Below are 17,496 nucleotides of genomic sequence, written 5' to 3' on the forward strand. Positions count from 1 at the left end.
AATAGCCACGCCGCGGACGCTGTTTCACGTGAAACATTGCGCGACCGGCGAAGTGGCCCTAAGCACCCGCTATGAGCAACCTTTCCGCCTTCGATGGAAACTTCGACGTCATCGTCGTCGGCGGGGGCCATGCGGGCTGCGAGGCGGCGGCGGCGGCGGCGCGGATTGGCGCGCGGACGGCGCTGGTCACCCACAGCGCAGCGACCGTCGGGGCGATGTCGTGCAATCCAGCGATCGGCGGGCTCGGCAAGGGCCATCTCGTCCGTGAGATCGACGCGCTCGACGGGCTGATGGGCCGCTGCGCCGACGCGGGCGGCATCCAGTTCCGCGTGCTGAACCGCAGCAAAGGTCCGGCCGTTCGCGGCCCGCGCGCGCAACAGGACCGCGGTCTGTACGCCGCCGCGATCAAGGCCGCGCTGGCCGCTCAGGCGGGGCTGACGATCGTGGAGGGCGAGGTCGACGACCTCTCGGTCGATGGCCGCACGGTCACCGGCGTCGTGCTGGGCGACAGACGCCGCCTCGCCGCCCGCGCCGTCGTGCTGACGACCGGCACCTTCCTGCGCGGACTGATCCATATTGGCGAGCGGACGATCCCCGCCGGCCGCGCCGGCGAGGCGCCGGCGCTCGGCCTGTCAGTCCGGCTCGAGGCGCTTGGCCTTACGCTCGGACGGCTGAAGACCGGCACCCCGCCCAGGCTCGACGGCCGAACCATCGATTTTGCGGAGCTGGAGGAGCAGCCGGGCGACGCCCTCCCCGAGCCTTTCTCGACGCTGACTGACGCCATCACGACTCGACAGGTCTGCTGTCACGTGACCCGCACCACGGCCGAGACGCACGACGTCATCCGACGGAACATCGATCGCTCGCCGATGTATTCTGGCCAGATCGCAAGCCGCGGCCCGCGTTACTGCCCGTCGATCGAGGATAAGGTCGTCCGCTTCGGCGACCGCGACGGCCACCAGATCTTTCTGGAGCCGGAGGGCCTCGACGACCCGACGATCTATCCGAACGGAATCTCGACCTCGCTTCCGGAGGAGGTGCAACGCGCGCTCGTCCGGACAATGCCGGGACTGGATCGCGCCGAAATCCTGCGGCCGGGCTACGCCATCGAATACGATCATGTCGACCCACGGGAGCTCGATCCGACGCTGGAGCTCAAGAAGCTCCGCGGCTTGTTCCTCGCCGGCCAGATCAACGGCACCACCGGCTACGAGGAGGCGGGCGCGCAGGGGCTGCTCGCCGGCCTCAACGCCGCACGGCGGGCGGGCGGCGACGATGCCGTCGTCATTGATCGGGCGGAGGCCTATCTCGGCGTGATGGTCGACGACCTCGTCACGCGCGGCGTCACGGAGCCCTACCGCATGTTCACCTCGCGCGCCGAATACCGGTTGTCGCTGAGGGCCGACAACGCCGATCTCCGACTGACCGAGCGCGGCGACGCGCTGGGCTGCGTCGGCCCGGAGCGCGCCGCCGCGTTCCGGCGCAAAGCCGGCAGCCTGCGGGCCGCCGAGGCGCTCGCTCGTTCGCTTTCAGTCACGCCGACCGAGGCCGAGCGCGCCGGGATCGCCGTAAATCGCGATGGGCGGCGGCGCAGCGCCTTCGACCTTCTCGCCCTTCCCTCGGTCGGGCGCGACGAGGTCGTCCGCCTGTGGCCCGAACTCGCTACGATCGAGCACGCGACCTTCGCGCAGATGGAGATCGAGGCGTCCTATGCGGTCTATCTCGACCGCCAGGAGGCCGACATCCGCCGTCACCGGGCGGAGGAAGACGCAACGCTGCCCCGCGACATCGACTATCGCGCGATCGCAGGTCTTTCGGCCGAACTGTCGGAGAAGCTGTCGCGGGTTTCTCCGCGGACGCTCGGACAGGCAGGCCGGATCGAGGGCATGACGCCCGCCGCGCTCGCCCTGCTTTCGTCGCGCGTGCGCCGGGCTTCGGCGTGACGTCGGACCGCACGGCCGACCGCGCCGCCGCGCGGAAAGTGATCAATGTTTCACGTGAAACATTGGCTCGGCTCGACCAACTCGTCTTCATGCTCGATCGCTGGCAGGCGACGATGAATCTTGTCGCGCCCGCCAGCCTGCCCTTCGTCTGGACCCGCCACGTCGCAGATAGCTTTCAGCTTCTGGCTCTCGCCCCGACAAAACCAGAAGTCTGGGTCGATCTCGGCTCCGGGGCGGGCTTCCCGGGCCTGGTGGTCGCGGCGGCGCTGCCCGGGACGTCCGTGCATCTCGTGGAGAGCAACGTCAAGAAAGCGGCGTTCCTTCGCGAGGCGTCTCGCGCGATGGGCGTTGGCGCCGTCATCCACGCCACTCGCGCCGACGCGGTGGTCGGAAAGGCGATCGAAGCCGCCGACGTCGTCAGCGCCCGCGCGCTGTCCTCGCTGTCGGAACTGCTTGGCCACGCCAGTCCGCTGTTGAAAACCGGCGCCGTCGGCCTGTTCCCAAAGGGTCGCGAGGTCGAGGCCGAATTGACCGCAGCGCAGGAATGCTGGAGATTCAACGCCTCGCTTCATCCGAGTCTGACGGACGCTGAGGCCCGCATCGTGCGGATCGACGGGTTCGACGGCCCACGGTAGGCATGATTTCGCGCGAGGACGCGACGGAGTCGACCGCTATGCTCTCCTCAGCCTTCCCCCCCGGCGCGCCCCGCGTGCTGACGCTCGCCAACCAGAAGGGCGGCGTGGGCAAGACGACCACCGCGATCAACCTCGGAACGGCGCTGGCCGCCATCGGCGAAACCGTGCTGATCGTCGATCTCGATCCGCAGGGGAACGCCTCCACCGGGCTCGGCATCGACCGCAAGGCGCGCAAACTCTCGACCTATGACGTCCTGGTGGGCGACGCCACGCTTCGCGAGGCGGTGCACGAAACCGCCGTGCCGCGCCTCTATGTGGCGCCGTCGACGATGGACCTGCTCGGGGTCGAGTTGGAGATCGCTTCCGAGAAGGATCGCGTGTTCCGGCTGCGCGAGGCGGTCGCTGCGCTCCATCACGCCGGGGGCGAGCCGCGCTTCACCTATGTGCTGGTCGACTGCCCGCCTTCGCTCAACCTGCTCACGATCAACGCGATGGCCGCGGCCCACGCCATCGTGGTGCCGCTGCAGTGCGAGTTCTTCGCTTTGGAAGGCCTCAGCCAGCTGCTCCGCACCGTGGAGCAGGTGCGCACGACGCTCAATCCGAAGCTCGCCATCCACGGCGTCGTGCTGACGATGTTCGACCCGCGCAACAACCTTTCCAGCCAGGTGGTCGCCGACGTCCGCCAGTTCATGGGAGACAAGGTCTATGAGACCATGATTCCCCGAAACGTGCGGGTCTCCGAGGCGCCCTCCTACGGCAAGCCGGTGCTGCTCTATGACTTCAAATGCCAAGGCTCCCAAGCCTATCTGAAGCTCGCCTCGGAGGTCATCCAGCGCGAACGCCTGTTGAGGGCGGCATGAGCGCGACCCGGAAGGAACAGACCATGGATGAGCCGCAGCGCTCGCGACTGGGCCGCGGGCTGGCCGCGCTGATCGGGGACGTCGGCGAGGAATCGTCGGTGATGGAGCGCGCGAGGCCGCAGCGCCGCGCGGCGATCGCCAACCTCCGGCCGAGCAAGACGAACCCGCGCCGCTCGTTCCGCGAGGACGACCTGGAGGAGCTCACCTCCTCGGTGCGCGAGAAGGGCGTGATCCAGCCGATCCTCGTTCGCCGTGTTCCAGGCGAGGGGGAGGCTTACGAGATTATCGCCGGCGAGCGCCGCTGGCGGGCGGCGCAGCGGGCAGGCGTGCACGACGCTCCGATCGTGGTGCTCGACGTCACCGAGCGTGAGGCGCTGGAGATCGCGATCGTCGAGAACGTGCAGCGCGCCGATCTCAACGCCATCGACGAAGCCGCGGGCTACGAGCAACTCGTCGCGCAGTTCTCCTACACGCAGGAGGATCTCTCGCGCGTCATCGGCAAGAGCCGCAGTCATATCGCCAACACGCTGCGCCTGCTGAAGCTTCCGGACGCGGTGAAGAACCACGTCGCGGCGGGGGCGCTCACAGCCGGCCATGCCCGTGCTTTGCTTTCGTTGCCCGACCCCGCCTCCGTCGCCGACAAGGTGGTGGCGCGCGGCCTCTCCGTGCGCGACGTCGAGGCGATGGCGCGCGCGCCCGAAGTGAAGAGTCTCGGCCGACCGCGAAAAGCCCCGGTCGAGAAGGACGCCGACATCCGCGCGCTGGAGACGGAGCTTGGAGAGGCGCTCGGCCTTGAGGTGACGCTGACCCCGCGCGGGACCGGCGGCGATCTCTCGATCCGCTTCGCCTCGCTTGACCAGCTTGAACTGGTGCTGCGCCGACTCAGGGGCTGAGATCAGGCGCGTCATCGGGGCCGCCGTCATTCCGGCTGGAGCGAAGCGGAATGCCGGAATCCGGACGCGTCACCTGAGTTCAGTCCGGCGCGCCGCCCCTGCGTCCGGGTCCCGGCACTTCGGCCGGAACGACGGCTGAGGGCGTGATCGGGCGTCGCGCAAGGCCGTCAAAGGCCTTTCCACATGGTCCGAACCTCCGGAAATGGCGCGAGCCGCGCCGCGGGCTTCAGGAGGCCGCAGGCGCGATTTCCTCTCCGGACGTCCGATCGTCCACACGACCTCGGAAAACGCCGCCGGTGACTCTCTGAACGACTCGCGATTTCACTGGGACCTACAACTTACACGCGAACCTCCCAGCCGTCGGGGTCCGACTTAACCGGACCACCCTTCTCGGACGTTGAGCGCTCCGCTCAAGCATGGGTCCTCCGGTCGAGCCGGAGGACGATGGCGGTGGTTAATTTTGAGCAGCGGCGCGCCTATCGCCCCGCCCGCGCGGCCTCGCTTGCGATCGCGAGCAGCGCACGCTCCGACGCCGCTTCGCCGATCGCGGCGGACTTGCGCGACAGAGCGACGGCGTCGGCGAGGCGCGTCACCGCCTCGATCAGGCGCTGCGATGTCCAGCGCGAGAGCGCGCGCTCGAAAGATTCCTTGCGGCGGAAGTGGATCGCGCCGCCGGCGCTTTCGACCACGGAACGGGCCGACCGTCCGCCGTCGACGTCGCCGCGCATCTTGTGAAGCGCAAGCGCGTGGCGCAGCGCCGCCATCAGCACCACGGAGGTCGGCGTCCCCCCCGTGCGGAGCGAGCGGAGCGCGGCCGCCGTGTCGGCGGCGCGACCGGAAAAGGCGGCGTCGACCGCCTCGTCCATGCCGACCTCGCCCGCATCGGCGATCACCGCGACGATGTCGTCCGGCTCGATCCGGCCCGCGCCCATCGCATAGAGGCAGAGCTTCTTCACCTCCTCGCGCGCAGCCATGCGATCGGCGGAGAGATGGGCCGAGAGCAGCGATCGCGCGTCGGGTGAGATCGTGAGGTTCGCCGCGCGCATCTCCTCGTCGATCAGGCGTTCGCGGCCCGCCGCCTCGTCGGCGTAGCAGGGAAGCGCCGCGGCGTGGGCGTGCTTTTCGCACAGCGCCCGCAACGGGGCGTTCTTCTTGAGGTCGCCGGCCTCGATCACGGTGAGCGATTCCGGCGGCGGTCCCGAGAGCAGCGCCTCGACGGCCGAGACGATCGCCCGGCCACCGACGCGCACCCGGATCGCCCGCTTGCCGCCGAACAGCGCGATGGTTCGGGCCTCGTCCGCCAACCGGCCGGGGTCGCCGGCGAGCTCGTCGCCGTCGAGGCGAATGAGCGCGAAGGGATCGTCGGAATTCTCGACCGCCCGCGCCGCCAGCTTCGCCGCGCGCTCGGCGACGAGGCCGGCGTCCGGCCCATAGAGCAGCACGGCGTAGGCGTCGGCTTGCGGCCGCGAGAGGAAGGCGTCGACGGCTGAAGCTTTGATCGCAACCATGGGGCGGACGGTGCGGGGGCTGGGGGGGCGGCGTCAAGCGGGCGGGGGAGGATCGATGCCGAGGTTGGCAACATGCTCATCGACGTCGTTCCGGCCGAAGGGCCGGAACCCAGACACGCAACGTTCAGCCCAATCCGGCGGAGTCGGCGCGTCTACTCGTGCCGCGACAGGATCGCCCGGACTTCCTCGACCAGACGCTCCTCCGCAACCGTCACCTGCGCCGGGCGGCTTTCCGTCCATTCCGCACGATCGGTGATGGCTGCGGCCGCTGCTGAGCCGGCTATCAGATCCTTCAGCGTAACCTCGCTTTTGTCGCGCTCGTCCGAGCCCTGGATAACGACGCAGGGGCTTTTCCGCCGGTCGGCATATTTCATCTGCGCCTTCATGCCCGACGCGCCGAGATAGACCTCGGCCGAAATTCCGGCTGCGCGCAGCGTCGCGGCCTGCGCCATCGAGCGGCCGATCTGGTCGCGGTCGAGCACCAGCACGACCACGGGACCGAGCGGGCGCGGCGCCTCCGGACCCTGAAGCGCGCGGAGCGCCGCGAGCAGACGGGAGACGCCGATCGAGAAGCCGGTCGCAGGCGTGTTCTCCGCCATGAAGCGGCCGACCAGCCCGTCATAGCGCCCGCCCCCGCCCACCGAACCGAACTGGATCGGCTGACCCTTGTCGTCGCTGACCGTGAAGGTGAGCTCGGCCTCATAGACCGGGCCGGTGTAGTATTCGAGGCCGCGGACGACGGAGGGATCGACCGAAATTTGGTGCTGCGAATATCCGGAACTAGCACATAGGCGGGATATCTCAGCCAATTCGTCGAGCCCCGCATGATAGAGCGCATTGTCTGCCAAGGTCCGCCTCATTCGCTCAACCCGCGACTCGTTATCGTAGTAATCGAACGGCGCGCCAGGATCATCTACAGGCGGAGACCCATGCCCTGTATCAATATTGACTGTAACTCGCGGGCGCTCTCGAACGCGGTCTCGCGCCTCGAACTCTACGGTGATTTTGTCGCCGCCTTGTACGTAGGTGAGCACGACTCCGATCTGTTCGTCGGACAGATTGGCTCCATCAGTGAGATCGCCGCTCTCATCAAGTCTGCCCGGGCCGAGTAGTCTTGCAACCTCGCCCAGGCCAAACTTATCCAGCTTGTCGATCGCCCTTAGCACCGTCAGCCTGCGGCCGGCGTTCTCCTCGCCGCCGAGCCCGATCGACTCCATCACCCCGTCGAGCACCTTGCGGTTGTTGACCTTCACCACATAGGACCCGCGCGGGATGCCCAAGGCTTCCATCGCGTCCGCCGCCATCATGCACATTTCGGCGTCGGCGGCCGGCGAAGCTGAGCCGACCGTGTCGGCGTCGAACTGCATGAACTGGCGGAACCGGCCCGGGCCGGGCTTCTCGTTGCGGTAGACATAGCCGTTGCGGTAGCTGCGGTAGGGCTTCGGAAGCTGGTCGAAATTCTCCGCCACGTAACGCGCCAGCGGTGCGGTGAGGTCGTAGCGCAGCGAGATCCATTGCTCGTCGTCGTCCTGGAACGAGAACACGCCCTCGTTGGGTCGGTCCTGGTCGGGCAGGAACTTGCCGAGCGCGTCGGTGAATTCGAACGCCGGGGTCTCCACCGGCTCGAAGCCGTAGCGCTCATAGACCGCGCGGATGGTCTCGACCATGGCGCGGGTCGCCGCCAGCTCGGCCGGGCCGCGATCGGCCAGGCCGCGCGGCAGCCGGGCGCGCAGTTTCTGGGGTTTTTTGGGTTTTTCAGCCATTTTCGCCTTCACTCTGAGGTCGGGTTGGTAGCAGCCGACCCCGCGCACAGCAAGCTGGGGTTGTCGGATCCGGCGCAAATCCGCCGCCTTCGCAGCGGATATATGCCCCGCTGAAATAGATGGGCTGGCGGCGTTTCCGTGGGCCTGCGAAGCTGATAGCCTGTGCGTCGATCGCCGGCCGGCTTGGCCCGATGCGCCCCGCGCTCCCCATGAGGATCCCTATGCTCGACAAAAGCTCTGCGCCCGCCGTCAACGTGCCGAACGATCTGGCGGCATTCTGGATGCCGTTCACCGCCAATCGCGCGTTCAAGCAGGCGCCGAAAATGATCGTCGGCGCCAAGGACATGCATTATTTCACCAGCGACGGGCGCAAGGTGATCGACGGCGCCTCCGGGATGTGGTGCAGCAACGCCGGCCACGGCCGCAAGGAAATCTCGGCGGCGATCGCCAAGCAGGCCGAGGAGTTGGATTTCTCGCCGCCGTTCCAGTTCGGCCAGCCGAAGGCGTTCGAACTCGCCAGCCGGATCGCGCAGTTGGCGCCCGCGGGGCTTGAGCAGGTGTTCTTCTGCAACTCCGGCTCCGAGGCCGACGACACCGCGCTGAAGATCGCCTTGGCCTATCACCAGATCCGCGGCGAGGGCTCGCGCACCCGATTCATCGGCCGCGAACGCGGCTATCACGGCGTCGGCTTCGGCGGCACCGCGGTCGGCGGCATCGGCGCCAATCGCAAGATGTTCGGCAATCTGATCGCCGGCGTCGACCATTTGCCGGCCACCTATGACCGCGCCAAGCAAGCCTTCAGCATCGGCGAGCCGGACTACGGCGTGCATTTCGCCGAGGCGCTGGAAGATCTGGTGGCGCTGCACGGCGCCAACACCATCGCCGCGGTGATCGTCGAGCCGATGTCGGGCTCCACCGGCGTGCTGCCGGCGCCGAAGGGCTATCTCAAGCGGCTGCGCGAGATCACCCAGAAGCACGGCATCCTCTTGATCTTCGACGAGGTGATCACCGGCTACGGCCGGCTCGGCTACGCCTTCGCCGCGGAACGCTACGGGGTGACGCCGGATCTGCTGGCCTTCGCCAAGGGCGTCACCAACGGCGCGGTGCCGATGGGCGGGGTGCTGGTGCGCGACGCCATCCATGACGCCTTCATGACCGGCCCGGAATATGCCTGCGAACTGTACCACGGCTACACCTATTCGGCGCATCCTCTGGCCTGCGCCGCCGGCCTTGCCACGCTGGATATCTATCGCGACGAAAAGTTGTTCGAGCGCGCGCTGAAGCTCGAGCCGATCTGGGCCGAGGCGGTGATGTCGCTGAAGAACGAGCCCAATGTGGTGGATATCCGCACCGTGGGGCTGACCGCCGGCATTGATCTCGCGCCGCGCGCGGAGGCCGCCGGCACCCGCGGCTATGATGCGCTGAATCGCGGCTTCCACGACCACGATCTGATGATGCGGATCGCCGGCGATACGCTGGCGCTGACCCCGCCTTTGATCGTCAGCGAGGACCAGATCGGCGAAATCGCCGGCAAGGTCGCCAAGGTGATTCGCGCGGTGGCCTGAAGCTCCTGTGATCGGCGGACGAAAGCAGTGGACTCGCCCGCCGAATCACCAATGATGGCGCAACAGTTGCGTCTGCTGCGCATTCCGTAGCTGGGGCCGGTTTCGACCGGGATGCGCGGCTTTATCATTTGGGGCATGATCTGATGGCCAGCGGTAATCCACCTGGCCGGGCCTTGCCTCGGAGAAACGTCCGCGTTCGATGATCCGTATTTCCACGATATTCATCGCCATCTGCATGGTGCTGGTCTCGGCCTCGCTCGGCATGGTGCTGTATTCGATGGCTCGGTTCAGCTTCGGCGAATCGGCGATCGTGGCGGTGACCACGCTGACCTTCCTGGCGCTGTACAATGCGGTGGCGATGCGGCTGCGCGACCGCAGCGACGTTTCCGGCCAGGTCGCGGATCTGTCGCGCGGCATCGGCGATCTGGCGCGCCAGGTCGCCGAATTCAGCCGCAGGCTGTCCGCGCTGGAAGGCCGGGCGCCCGGCACGCTGCCGGCCAAGGAGGCCGACCGGATCCAGACCGTGCTCGGCGAAATCAGCGAACTCGGCGCCATGGTCAAGCAACTGGCCAACACCGTCGCCGGCCATGAGGACCTGCTGGCCGCCGCGCCGCCGCCTGCGGTGGCAAAGCCAGAGCCGCCGGCCACGCCGCGCGGCGAGGCGCCGCCGATCGTGGTGCCGCCGCGCGACGCCGAGCCGGTCAGCGCGCAGATCGCCCGCACCGTGATCGCCGAGCCGGTCGGCGAGCCCGCCGCGGTGCAAGCGCCGCCGCCGCGCGGCGAGCCGCAGCTCGAAGCCTTGGTGAAGAACGCCATCGAGGCCAACCGCGTCGACATCTATCTGCAGCCGATCGTCTCGCTGCCGCAGCGCAAGGTGCGGTTTTACGAGGCGGTGACGCGGCTGCGCGACGACAATGACCGGGTGCTGACCGCCGACGAGTTCATCCCCGCCGCGGAAGCCGCGCAGCTGATGGGCAAGATCGACCACGCGCTACTGCTGCGCTGCATGCAGGTGCTGCGCCGGCTGATGGTGCGCAACAAGGAGGTCGGGGTGTTCTGCAACATCGCCGCCTCGACGCTCGGCAATGTCGACACCTTCGGGCAATGCCTGGAATTTCTCGAGGCCAACCGCGGGCTGGCCGGCTCCTTCGTCATCGAGTTCAAGCAGGACGCGTTCCGCGCGCTCGGGCCGATGGAGATCGAACACGTCGCGGCGCTGGCGCAGCGCGGCTATCGCTTCTCGATCGACCACGTCACCGATTTGCGGTTCGATCCGCGCGACCTCGCCGACCGCGGCGTGCGCTTCATCAAGGTGCCGGCGGCGCTGATGCTGCAGAGCGAGACCCCGGAGGCCAACATCCACCCGGCGGATCTGTCGGATCTGCTCGGCCGCTTCGGCATCGATCTGATCGCCGAGCGCATCGAGGGCGAGCGCGCGGTGGTCGATCTACTGGATTTCGACGTGCGGTTCGGGCAGGGCTTCCTGTTCGCGGCGCCGCGGCCGCTGCGGCCGGACGCCGCCACCAACGGCCACGCGGCAACCGCGCCGGACCACGAGCAACGGGGACCCAATGACACCAGCAAGGCCTCCCGCACCGAGATCGGCCGGATCGATCCGAAGCGCGTCACCGGCAATGCCGCGCTGGTGCGCCGCGCCGCCGGCCCGAACTGAACGCAGCCTGCCGCGATGACGACATTGCGTTTTGTCGAGCATCTGCGCGAGCTGGTCGGCGACGTCGACGTCGTGCTGAGCGACATCTGGGGCGTGGTGCACAACGGGCTGGAGGCGTTTCCCGAGGCCTGCGCGGCGCTGCAGGCGGCGCGCGGCGAGGGCCGCACCGTGATCCTGATCACCAACGCGCCGCGGCCGGCGGATTCGGTGCAGCGGCAGTTGCGCAAGCTCGGCGTTGCCGACGACACTTACGATGCGATCGTCTCGTCCGGCGACCTGACCCGCAGCTTCGTCGCCGAACGCAACGGCCAAGCGGTGTTCTGGCTCGGCCCGCAGCGCGACAATTCGATCTATCGCGGGCTCGACGCGGTGTTCGCCCCGCTCGATCAGGCCGACTACATCGTCTGCACCGGGCCGTTCGACGACGAGACCGAATCGGCCGAGGATTATCGCGGCATGATGCAGCAGGCGCGGCTGCGCAATCTGCCGTTGATCTGCGCCAACCCCGACATCGTGGTGGAGCGCGGCGACCGGCTGGTGTATTGCGCCGGCGCGATCGCCGAACTGTATCGCGAGCTCGGCGGCGAGGTGATCTTCTACGGCAAGCCGCACCGGCCGATCTATGAGCGCTCGCTGGCGATCGCGCAGGCGCTGCGCGGCGCGGCGGTGCCGCTCGACCGGGTGCTGGCGATCGGGGATTCGGTGCGCACCGATCTCGCCGGGGCGCAAGGCTTCGGCATCGACTGCCTGTTCGTCACCCGCGGCATTCACTCCGAGGACTTCGAAGGCATCGACGGGCTGGACGCGGTGCAGGTGCGCGAATTGTTCGGCCACCCGCCGCGCGCCCTGACCCGCGAATTGCGCTGGTAAGCGCACTGCCAGGTCATGCAGCCCCTCATCCTGAGGAGCCGCGCGCTGGCGCGCGGCGTCTCGAAGGATGGCGGTGTTGGTTGATTTGTCGGAGGCGGCAGGGCTTGCGGCGCATCCTTCGAGACGCCCGGCTTCGCTGCGCTGAGCTCGGGCTCCTCAGGATGACGGCGGCTTGCGGTTACGCCTGATGGAGCTGTGTCGAAGCGTTACGCCGGCACGTGATCCGGGAACACGGCTTCGATCTTGGTCTTCAGCGTCGCAGCGTTGAACGGCTTGACGATGTAGTTGTTGACGCCGGCCTTCTTGGCGGCGATCACGTTTTCGGTCTTGGATTCCGCGGTGATCATGATGAACGGGGTCATCGCCAGATTGGGATCGGCGCGGACCTCCTTGAGCAGGTCGTAGCCGGTCATCGGCTCCATGTTCCAGTCGGAGATCACCAGGCCGTATTTCTTGGTGCGCATCTTCGCCAGCGCCGCCGAGCCGTCGCTGGCGTCGTCGATGTCCTGGAAGCCAAGCTGCTTGAGCAGATTGCGAATGATGCGGATCATGGTGTTGTAGTCATCCACCACCAGAACCGTCATCGACAGATCGACCGCCATCTTGAACTCCCACCGCGCACGACAGAGGTGCGTCGAAAATCAATGAACATCTGCCGGTCAGGCCGACACACCTGAAGGCAAGACCTGAGAACGACTTGCCTTCCTTCAGAAGCCAAGAACTAGCACCGGTGGTTAAACAGCCCGTTAACCCCCCACCGTCGCCGGCGCGGCGACCTGCGGAAGCCGTGCCCGGCATCGCCCGGCAAGCTGGTGCCGCGGCGCGACTGCCACCGCCACGCCGCCGCAACGAGCTTAAGCTTTGGTTAAAACGGCCGTCGTGCGCCGCCGCCGCGGCGGGCTTTTGGCGCGCCAAACCGCGCCGATCGCCGCTTGCGGCGCGTTCCGGCCGTAAAACCGGCTTCCCCCGGTCGCGCAAACCGCGCTACTGCTTCGCGATGAATTACCGCCACGCCTTCCACGCCGGAAGTTTCGCCGACGTCATCAAGCACCTCGTGCTGGTGCGCATCCTGACTTATCTGCAGGAAAAGCCCGCCCCGTTCCGGGTGATCGACAGCCATGCCGGCGCCGGGGTCTATGACCTCGCCGGCGACGAGGCGAGCCGCAGCGGCGAATGGCTGACCGGGATCGCCCGGATCATGCAGGCGCGGTTTTCCGAGAAGGCCGCACCGCTGGTGGCGCCATACCTCGATATCGTCCGCGCCTTCAATCCGCAGCGCGAACTAACCACCTATCCCGGCTCGCCGCTGATCGCCCGGGCGCTGCTGCGGCCGCAGGACCGGCTGGTGGCCTGCGAGCTCGAGCCCGGCGCGCGCAAGCAGCTGATCAAGTCGCTGCACCGCGATACCCAGGCCCGGGTGGTCGATCTCGACGGCTGGGTCGGCCTGCCGGCCTTCGTGCCGCCGAAGGAGCGCCGCGGGCTGGTGCTGATCGATCCGCCCTATGAGCGCAAGGACGAGTTCGAGCAGGTCGCGGCGGGGTTTTCCGCCGCCTTCGCGAAATGGCCGAGCGGCTGCTATCTGATCTGGTACCCGGTGAAAAGCCGGCGGGCGACCGATGCCCTGGCGCGCCACACAGCCCAGGTCGCGAGCCGGGCGCCGACCCCGGGCAGCTGCCTGCGGCTGGAGTTCAGCGTCGCCCCGCAGGGCCCCGACGCCGGGCTGGTGTCGACCGGGCTGTTGATCGTCAACCCGCCCTGGACGCTGGCGGGTGAGCTGAAAATCATCCTGCCCGAGCTGGAAAAGCCGCTCGGCCAGGGCGGCGCCGGCCGGTTCAGGCTGGAAGTGGCCAAGCCCTGAGCCGATCGCCCGGTCAGATGCGAAAGTCGCAACTGACGGTAGGCAATCCGCAATGAACCGTATTATGCTTACGACTATTGGACTGGCTTGACGTTCCGCTTCCGCAAATGGAGGCGGCGGAGTGATACGGCCGCAGGGCGCTCTCGAACCGGCAGGCGACACGTCTGCCCCGCGCGCATGGCCAGGCTTTCCGGAAAGCGCAATGCCCGGTCGAACCGACGCGAAAGCGCGCGGCGGGGAAAGCAATGCGGGGGAAGGGAGTTTCCCGATGGCGATGACGGGAACGGTCAAGTTCTTCAACGGTGAGCGCGGCTACGGATTCATCAAGCCGGATGACGGCGGCCGCGACGTATTCGTGCACATCACCGCGGTGGAGCGCGCCGGGCTGAAGGATCTGATCGAAGGGCAGCGGATCACTTTCGAAGTCGAGCCGGACAAGAAGGGCAAGGGCCCCAAGGCGGTCAATCTGGTGCTGTCCTGAGCGGCTGCGTCCGGACCAGCAAGCGCCGCGGCGGTGGTGCGGAAGTTGATAGAAGTTCTGCGCCGGTCGCGTCATCCTGAGGAGCTCGGCGAAGAGAGTAGCGCGGAGCCGGGCGTCTCGAAGGATGACTGATCGAAGGACTCGTGGCCCATCCTTCGAGGGCGCTTCGACGACGCATGCGTCGTCAAAGCGCCGCCTCAGGATGACGGCGGGGGTGTCGTTTCTTCGCACGCGCGGCAAAAAAATCCCGGCCGCGACGGGCCGGGAGTTCGCTATAGGATGTTTTCTTGTAACGAAGGGTTGTTGGTCAGAAGTGGTAGTTGACGCCCAGCCGGACGATGCCGAACTGATAGCTGTTGGGCAGCCGGGTGATGCTGAAATTGCTCTCGCCGAGATCGACATAGAGATATTCGATCTTGGCGCTCCAGTTCTGCGCCAGGCCGAATTCGGCGCCTGCGCCGACGGTCCAGCCGGCATTGGTGTGGGTCTCCGACAGGCCGAAAGTTTCGCCCTTCAATTCGCCGAAGGCGAGACCGCCGGTGCCGTAGAACAGCACGTTGTTGAAGGCATAGCCGACCCGGCCGCGCACCGTGCCGAACCACGGGTTGGAGAATTTCCACGGCGCGAAGGTGTCGTCGGCGCCGCTGGCCTGCAGATCGCCTTCGAGGCCGAACACGAATTCCCCGGACTGCCAATTGTAGCCGGCCTGCACGCCGCCGGCGACGCCGGACGGTTCGGTCGGGCTGTTGTGCACGCTGCCCCAGGCATAGCCCAAATTGCCGCCGAGATAGGGACCGGCCCAGCTATAGGCGTTCAGCGGCTGGTTGACCGTGTAGGGCGCGCGCGAGCCGCCATAGGGCAGATCCGCCGCCTGCGCCGAGGCCAAGCCGGCGGCCAGCGCGGCGGCCGTGGCAATTGAAATCTTGCTCATCTCGACACTCCTTACGCTGCGTCGGGCTTGCGACCACCGACGGGCAAAAGAGGAACCGGATGGTTACGAAACTCCCTCTTTTACCGCTAAGATTTATCGAGAGTTTTAGGTTAAGCGGTTGTTAAAGCCCCCGGCGCCCTCGGTATCGACCAGTATTGATGTTTAAGAAGTCCTTACTTTTGCGATCAACCCGCGGCCGGCCGCGCGCTGGCAGCGGCGGCCGCGAAGGCTTAAATCTAGCGCGATGATTCCGCACCCCACCGACATCCCCGAGGCGGCGGCCGACGCCGCGCCGGAACCCGACGCCGCGCCGGAGCCCGAGGGCGCGATCGGCCCGGCGGCCGAGCTGCCGCCGACGTCGGATGAGCCGGCCGAGCCCGCGCCGGACATCGACGCCGCCACCGACAGCCTGGCCGCCGAGGACGACGACGAGCCGCTGCTGCCCCAGGTTCCCGAGGAGCCCGGCGACGAGGTCGCCGCCGGCCCGCTCGCGGTCGGCCGCTCGGCGATCGCCCACGCGGTGCGGCTCGCCCCGACCTCGCCCGGGGTCTACCGGATGCTGAACGCCGCCTCCGACGTGCTCTATGTCGGCAAGGCCAAGAACGTCAAAAAGCGGCTCGCCTCCTATGCCCGGCCGACCGGCCATGTGATGCGGATCTCCCGGATGATCGCCGCGACCGTCAGCGTCGAGATCATCTCCACCGCCACCGAGACCGAGGCGCTGCTGCTCGAAGCCAATCTGATCAAGCAGCTGCGGCCGCGCTTCAACGTGCTGCTGCGCGACGACAAGTCGTTTCCCTACATCCTGATCACCGGCGACCATTGGGCGCCGCAGATCATCAAGCATCGCGGCGCGCAGTCGCGGCCGGGGCGCTATTTCGGCCCGTTCGCCTCGGTCGGCTCCGTCAACCGCACCATCACCGCGCTGCAACGCGCGTTCTTGATGCGCTCCTGCACCGACGCGTTCTTCGAGAGCCGGACGAGGCCGTGCCTGCTGTACCAGATCAAGCGCTGCGCCGGTCCTTGCACCGGCGAGATCGATTTTCCCGGCTACACCGCATTGGTGCGCGAGGCGACCGACTTCCTCTCCGGCCGCAGCCGGGCGGTGAAGCAGGAACTTGCCGGCGAGATGGACAAGGCCTCGGCCGAACTGGAATTCGAAACCGCGGCGCTGTATCGCGATCGGCTCGCGGCGCTGTCGGCGATCCAGTCGCAGCAGGGCATCAATCCGCGCACCGTCGAGGAGGCCGATGTGTTCGCCATCCATCAGGAGGGCGGATACTTCTGCGTCGAAGTGTTCTTCTTCCGCACCGGGCAGAACTGGGGCAACCGAGCGTATTTCCCGCGCGCCGAGAAGACGTTCACCGTCGAGGAGGTGCTGGCCGCGTTCCTGGCGCAGTTCTACGACGACAAGGCGCCGCCGAAGCAAATCCTGCTGTCGCATAAAATCGAGGAATGCGAATTGCTGGCGGAGGCGTTGTGCATCAAGTCCGGCCACAAGGTGGAAATCCTCACCCCGCAGCGCGGCGAGAAGAAGGAGCTGGTCGGCCACGCGCTGACCAACGCCCGCGAGGCGCTCGGCCGCAAGCTCGCCGACACCGCGACGCAGACCCGGCTGCTGCAGGGCCTGGTCAGCACGCTGAAGCTGCCGCATCCCCCGAAGCGCATCGAGGTCTATGACAACAGCCACATCCAGGGCAGCAACGCGGTCGGCGCGATGATCGTCGCCGGCCCCGACGGCTTCATCAAGAACCAGTATCGCAAGTTCAACATCCGCTCAGAAGGCATCACGCCGGGCGACGATTACGGCATGATGCGCGAGGTCCTGGAGCGCCGCTTCAAGCGGCTGCTGGCGCCGCCGGCCGAGGGCGAGGCGGCGAAGCCGAAGCCCGACGACGAGGTGCCGCAATGGCCGGATCTCGTCATCATCGATGGCGGCCGCGGCCAGCTCAACGCGGTGCAGGAAATCTTTCAGGCGCTCGGGCTGTCGAACGTCACCTTGATGGCGGTGGCCAAGGGTCCGGATCGCGATGCCGGGCGGGAAACCCTGTTCATGCCGGGCTTTGAGCCGATCAAGCTCGAGCCGCGCGATCCGGTGCTGTATTTCATCCAGCGGCTGCGCGACGAGGCGCACCGCTTCGTGATCGGGTCGCACCGCAAATTGCGCAAGAAGGACATTCGCGAGGCCGGGTTGCAGGAGATTCCCGGCATTGGCCCGTCACGCAAACGTGCTTTGCTGCATCACTTCGGCACCCTGAAAGAAATCGAGCGTGCCTCGCTGGGCGACCTCGGCAAGGTGCCGGGCATCAGCGCCGAAAGCGCCAAGCGGATTTTCGACTATTTCCACCCCCAGCCGGGCTAGGGATTGGACCCGGATCGGACTAAAACCGGCGCGCGTCGGAGACCTTTCGGGGCGGCAGTGGTTGACCTTCAAGCTGGTGTGGTGGTTCAGAAGTTCTCGTCATTCTTGCAGCACGGCCTTCAAGAGAACTTCTGAACCAAAACCACACTGGAATC

Annotated in this window: 14 protein-coding genes; 10 read left to right on the plus strand and 4 right to left on the minus strand. The window is 67.2% G+C overall.

The window, feature by feature from the left end; genetic code table 11:
- The first annotated feature begins 71 nt into the window (after window positions 1–71).
- Genes mnmG through VGC77_RS17645 form a run of 4 tightly spaced genes read left to right on the plus strand, consistent with a single transcriptional unit; the run spans window position 72 to window position 4,331 of the window.
- The gene (mnmG, locus tag VGC77_RS17630) at window positions 72–1,943 is read left to right on the plus strand and encodes a tRNA uridine-5-carboxymethylaminomethyl(34) synthesis enzyme MnmG (RefSeq protein WP_331172867.1); all 1,872 of its coding nucleotides are present in this window, start codon (window positions 72–74) and stop codon (window positions 1,941–1,943) included.
- Window positions 1,940–2,578 carry a 16S rRNA (guanine(527)-N(7))-methyltransferase RsmG gene (gene rsmG / locus VGC77_RS17635; RefSeq protein WP_331172868.1) on the plus strand — a complete coding sequence of 213 codons (639 nt, stop codon included), beginning with the start codon at window positions 1,940–1,942 and terminating at the stop codon, window positions 2,576–2,578. The genes mnmG and rsmG overlap by 4 nt, the downstream gene beginning before the upstream one ends.
- 38 nt (window positions 2,579–2,616) lie before the next feature.
- Window positions 2,617–3,438 carry a ParA family protein gene (locus tag VGC77_RS17640; protein WP_331172869.1) on the plus strand — a complete coding sequence of 274 codons (822 nt, stop codon included), beginning with the start codon at window positions 2,617–2,619 and terminating at the stop codon, window positions 3,436–3,438.
- Window positions 3,439–3,461: 23 nt separating this feature from the next.
- On the plus strand, window positions 3,462–4,331 hold the full coding sequence (locus tag VGC77_RS17645) for a ParB/RepB/Spo0J family partition protein (RefSeq protein WP_331172870.1): 870 nt from the start codon (window positions 3,462–3,464) through the stop codon (window positions 4,329–4,331).
- 476 nt (window positions 4,332–4,807) lie between these two features.
- Here the strand turns inward: VGC77_RS17645 and holA are convergent, their stop codons facing one another.
- On the minus strand, window positions 4,808–5,839 hold the full coding sequence (gene holA, locus VGC77_RS17650) for a DNA polymerase III subunit delta (protein ID WP_331172871.1): 1,032 nt from the start codon (window positions 5,837–5,839) through the stop codon (window positions 4,808–4,810).
- A gap of 152 nt (window positions 5,840–5,991) precedes the next feature.
- Window positions 5,992–7,602 carry a HisS family protein gene (locus VGC77_RS17655; RefSeq protein ID WP_331172872.1) on the minus strand — a complete coding sequence of 537 codons (1,611 nt, stop codon included), beginning with the start codon at window positions 7,600–7,602 and terminating at the stop codon, window positions 5,992–5,994.
- Between the two features lie 221 nt (window positions 7,603–7,823).
- On the opposite strand from VGC77_RS17655, the gene VGC77_RS17660 reads away from it, so the two are divergent.
- The 3 genes from VGC77_RS17660 (at window position 7,824) to VGC77_RS17670 (ending at window position 11,709) form a co-directional block, all read left to right on the plus strand.
- Window positions 7,824–9,167 (plus strand): aspartate aminotransferase family protein, encoded by a 1,344-nt coding sequence (locus VGC77_RS17660; RefSeq protein WP_331172873.1) that lies wholly within the window; start codon window positions 7,824–7,826, stop codon window positions 9,165–9,167.
- Between the two features lie 199 nt (window positions 9,168–9,366).
- Window positions 9,367–10,839, plus strand: coding sequence for an EAL domain-containing protein (locus VGC77_RS17665; protein ID WP_331172874.1), 1,473 nt, complete (start codon window positions 9,367–9,369; stop codon window positions 10,837–10,839).
- A 15-nt stretch (window positions 10,840–10,854) separates the two neighbouring features.
- Entirely contained in the window at window positions 10,855–11,709 is an 855-nt protein-coding gene (locus VGC77_RS17670; protein ID WP_331172875.1) for a TIGR01459 family HAD-type hydrolase, read from the plus strand.
- Window positions 11,710–11,915: 206 nt separating this feature from the next.
- On the opposite strand, the gene VGC77_RS17675 is transcribed toward VGC77_RS17670, so the two are convergent.
- A complete protein-coding gene (locus VGC77_RS17675) occupies window positions 11,916–12,311 on the minus strand; it encodes a response regulator (protein ID WP_011471375.1) in 396 nt (131 codons plus the stop codon).
- Window positions 12,312–12,706: 395 nt separating this feature from the next.
- Between VGC77_RS17675 and VGC77_RS17680 the strand changes: the two genes are divergently transcribed.
- Complete coding sequence (locus tag VGC77_RS17680; protein ID WP_331172876.1) at window positions 12,707–13,567, plus strand: 23S rRNA (adenine(2030)-N(6))-methyltransferase RlmJ; 861 nt, start codon at window positions 12,707–12,709, stop codon at window positions 13,565–13,567.
- Between the two features lie 268 nt (window positions 13,568–13,835).
- Window positions 13,836–14,048, plus strand: coding sequence for a cold-shock protein (locus VGC77_RS17685; RefSeq protein WP_331172877.1), 213 nt, complete (start codon window positions 13,836–13,838; stop codon window positions 14,046–14,048).
- Window positions 14,049–14,355: 307 nt separating this feature from the next.
- On the opposite strand, the gene VGC77_RS17690 is transcribed toward VGC77_RS17685, so the two are convergent.
- Entirely contained in the window at window positions 14,356–14,979 is a 624-nt protein-coding gene (locus tag VGC77_RS17690; RefSeq protein WP_331172878.1) for an outer membrane protein, read from the minus strand.
- 244 nt (window positions 14,980–15,223) lie between these two features.
- Between VGC77_RS17690 and uvrC the strand changes: the two genes are divergently transcribed.
- Window positions 15,224–17,341 (plus strand): excinuclease ABC subunit UvrC, encoded by a 2,118-nt coding sequence (gene uvrC / locus VGC77_RS17695; RefSeq protein ID WP_331172879.1) that lies wholly within the window; start codon window positions 15,224–15,226, stop codon window positions 17,339–17,341.
- Window positions 17,342–17,496: the final 155 nt, after the last annotated feature.

The organism is Rhodopseudomonas sp. (assembly GCF_036404135.1).
Classification (GTDB): domain Bacteria; phylum Pseudomonadota; class Alphaproteobacteria; order Rhizobiales; family Xanthobacteraceae; genus Rhodopseudomonas_A.

Coding starts and splice junctions, on each gene's coding strand:
- holA (WP_331172871.1), bottom strand. CDS start 5,839: ATGGTTGCGATCAAAGCTTCAGCCGTCGACGCCTTCCTCTCGCGGCCG.
- VGC77_RS17660 (WP_331172873.1), top strand. CDS start 7,824: ATGCTCGACAAAAGCTCTGCGCCCGCCGTCAACGTGCCGAACGATCTG.
- VGC77_RS17665 (WP_331172874.1), top strand. CDS start 9,367: ATGATCCGTATTTCCACGATATTCATCGCCATCTGCATGGTGCTGGTC.
- VGC77_RS17670 (WP_331172875.1), top strand. CDS start 10,855: ATGACGACATTGCGTTTTGTCGAGCATCTGCGCGAGCTGGTCGGCGAC.
- VGC77_RS17655 (WP_331172872.1), bottom strand. CDS start 7,602: ATGGCTGAAAAACCCAAAAAACCCCAGAAACTGCGCGCCCGGCTGCCG.
- VGC77_RS17680 (WP_331172876.1), top strand. CDS start 12,707: ATGAATTACCGCCACGCCTTCCACGCCGGAAGTTTCGCCGACGTCATC.
- VGC77_RS17640 (WP_331172869.1), top strand. CDS start 2,617: ATGCTCTCCTCAGCCTTCCCCCCCGGCGCGCCCCGCGTGCTGACGCTC.
- VGC77_RS17645 (WP_331172870.1), top strand. CDS start 3,462: ATGGATGAGCCGCAGCGCTCGCGACTGGGCCGCGGGCTGGCCGCGCTG.
- uvrC (WP_331172879.1), top strand. CDS start 15,224: ATGATTCCGCACCCCACCGACATCCCCGAGGCGGCGGCCGACGCCGCG.
- VGC77_RS17675 (WP_011471375.1), bottom strand. CDS start 12,311: ATGGCGGTCGATCTGTCGATGACGGTTCTGGTGGTGGATGACTACAAC.
- VGC77_RS17690 (WP_331172878.1), bottom strand. CDS start 14,979: ATGAGCAAGATTTCAATTGCCACGGCCGCCGCGCTGGCCGCCGGCTTG.
- mnmG (WP_331172867.1), top strand. CDS start 72: ATGAGCAACCTTTCCGCCTTCGATGGAAACTTCGACGTCATCGTCGTC.
- VGC77_RS17685 (WP_331172877.1), top strand. CDS start 13,836: ATGGCGATGACGGGAACGGTCAAGTTCTTCAACGGTGAGCGCGGCTAC.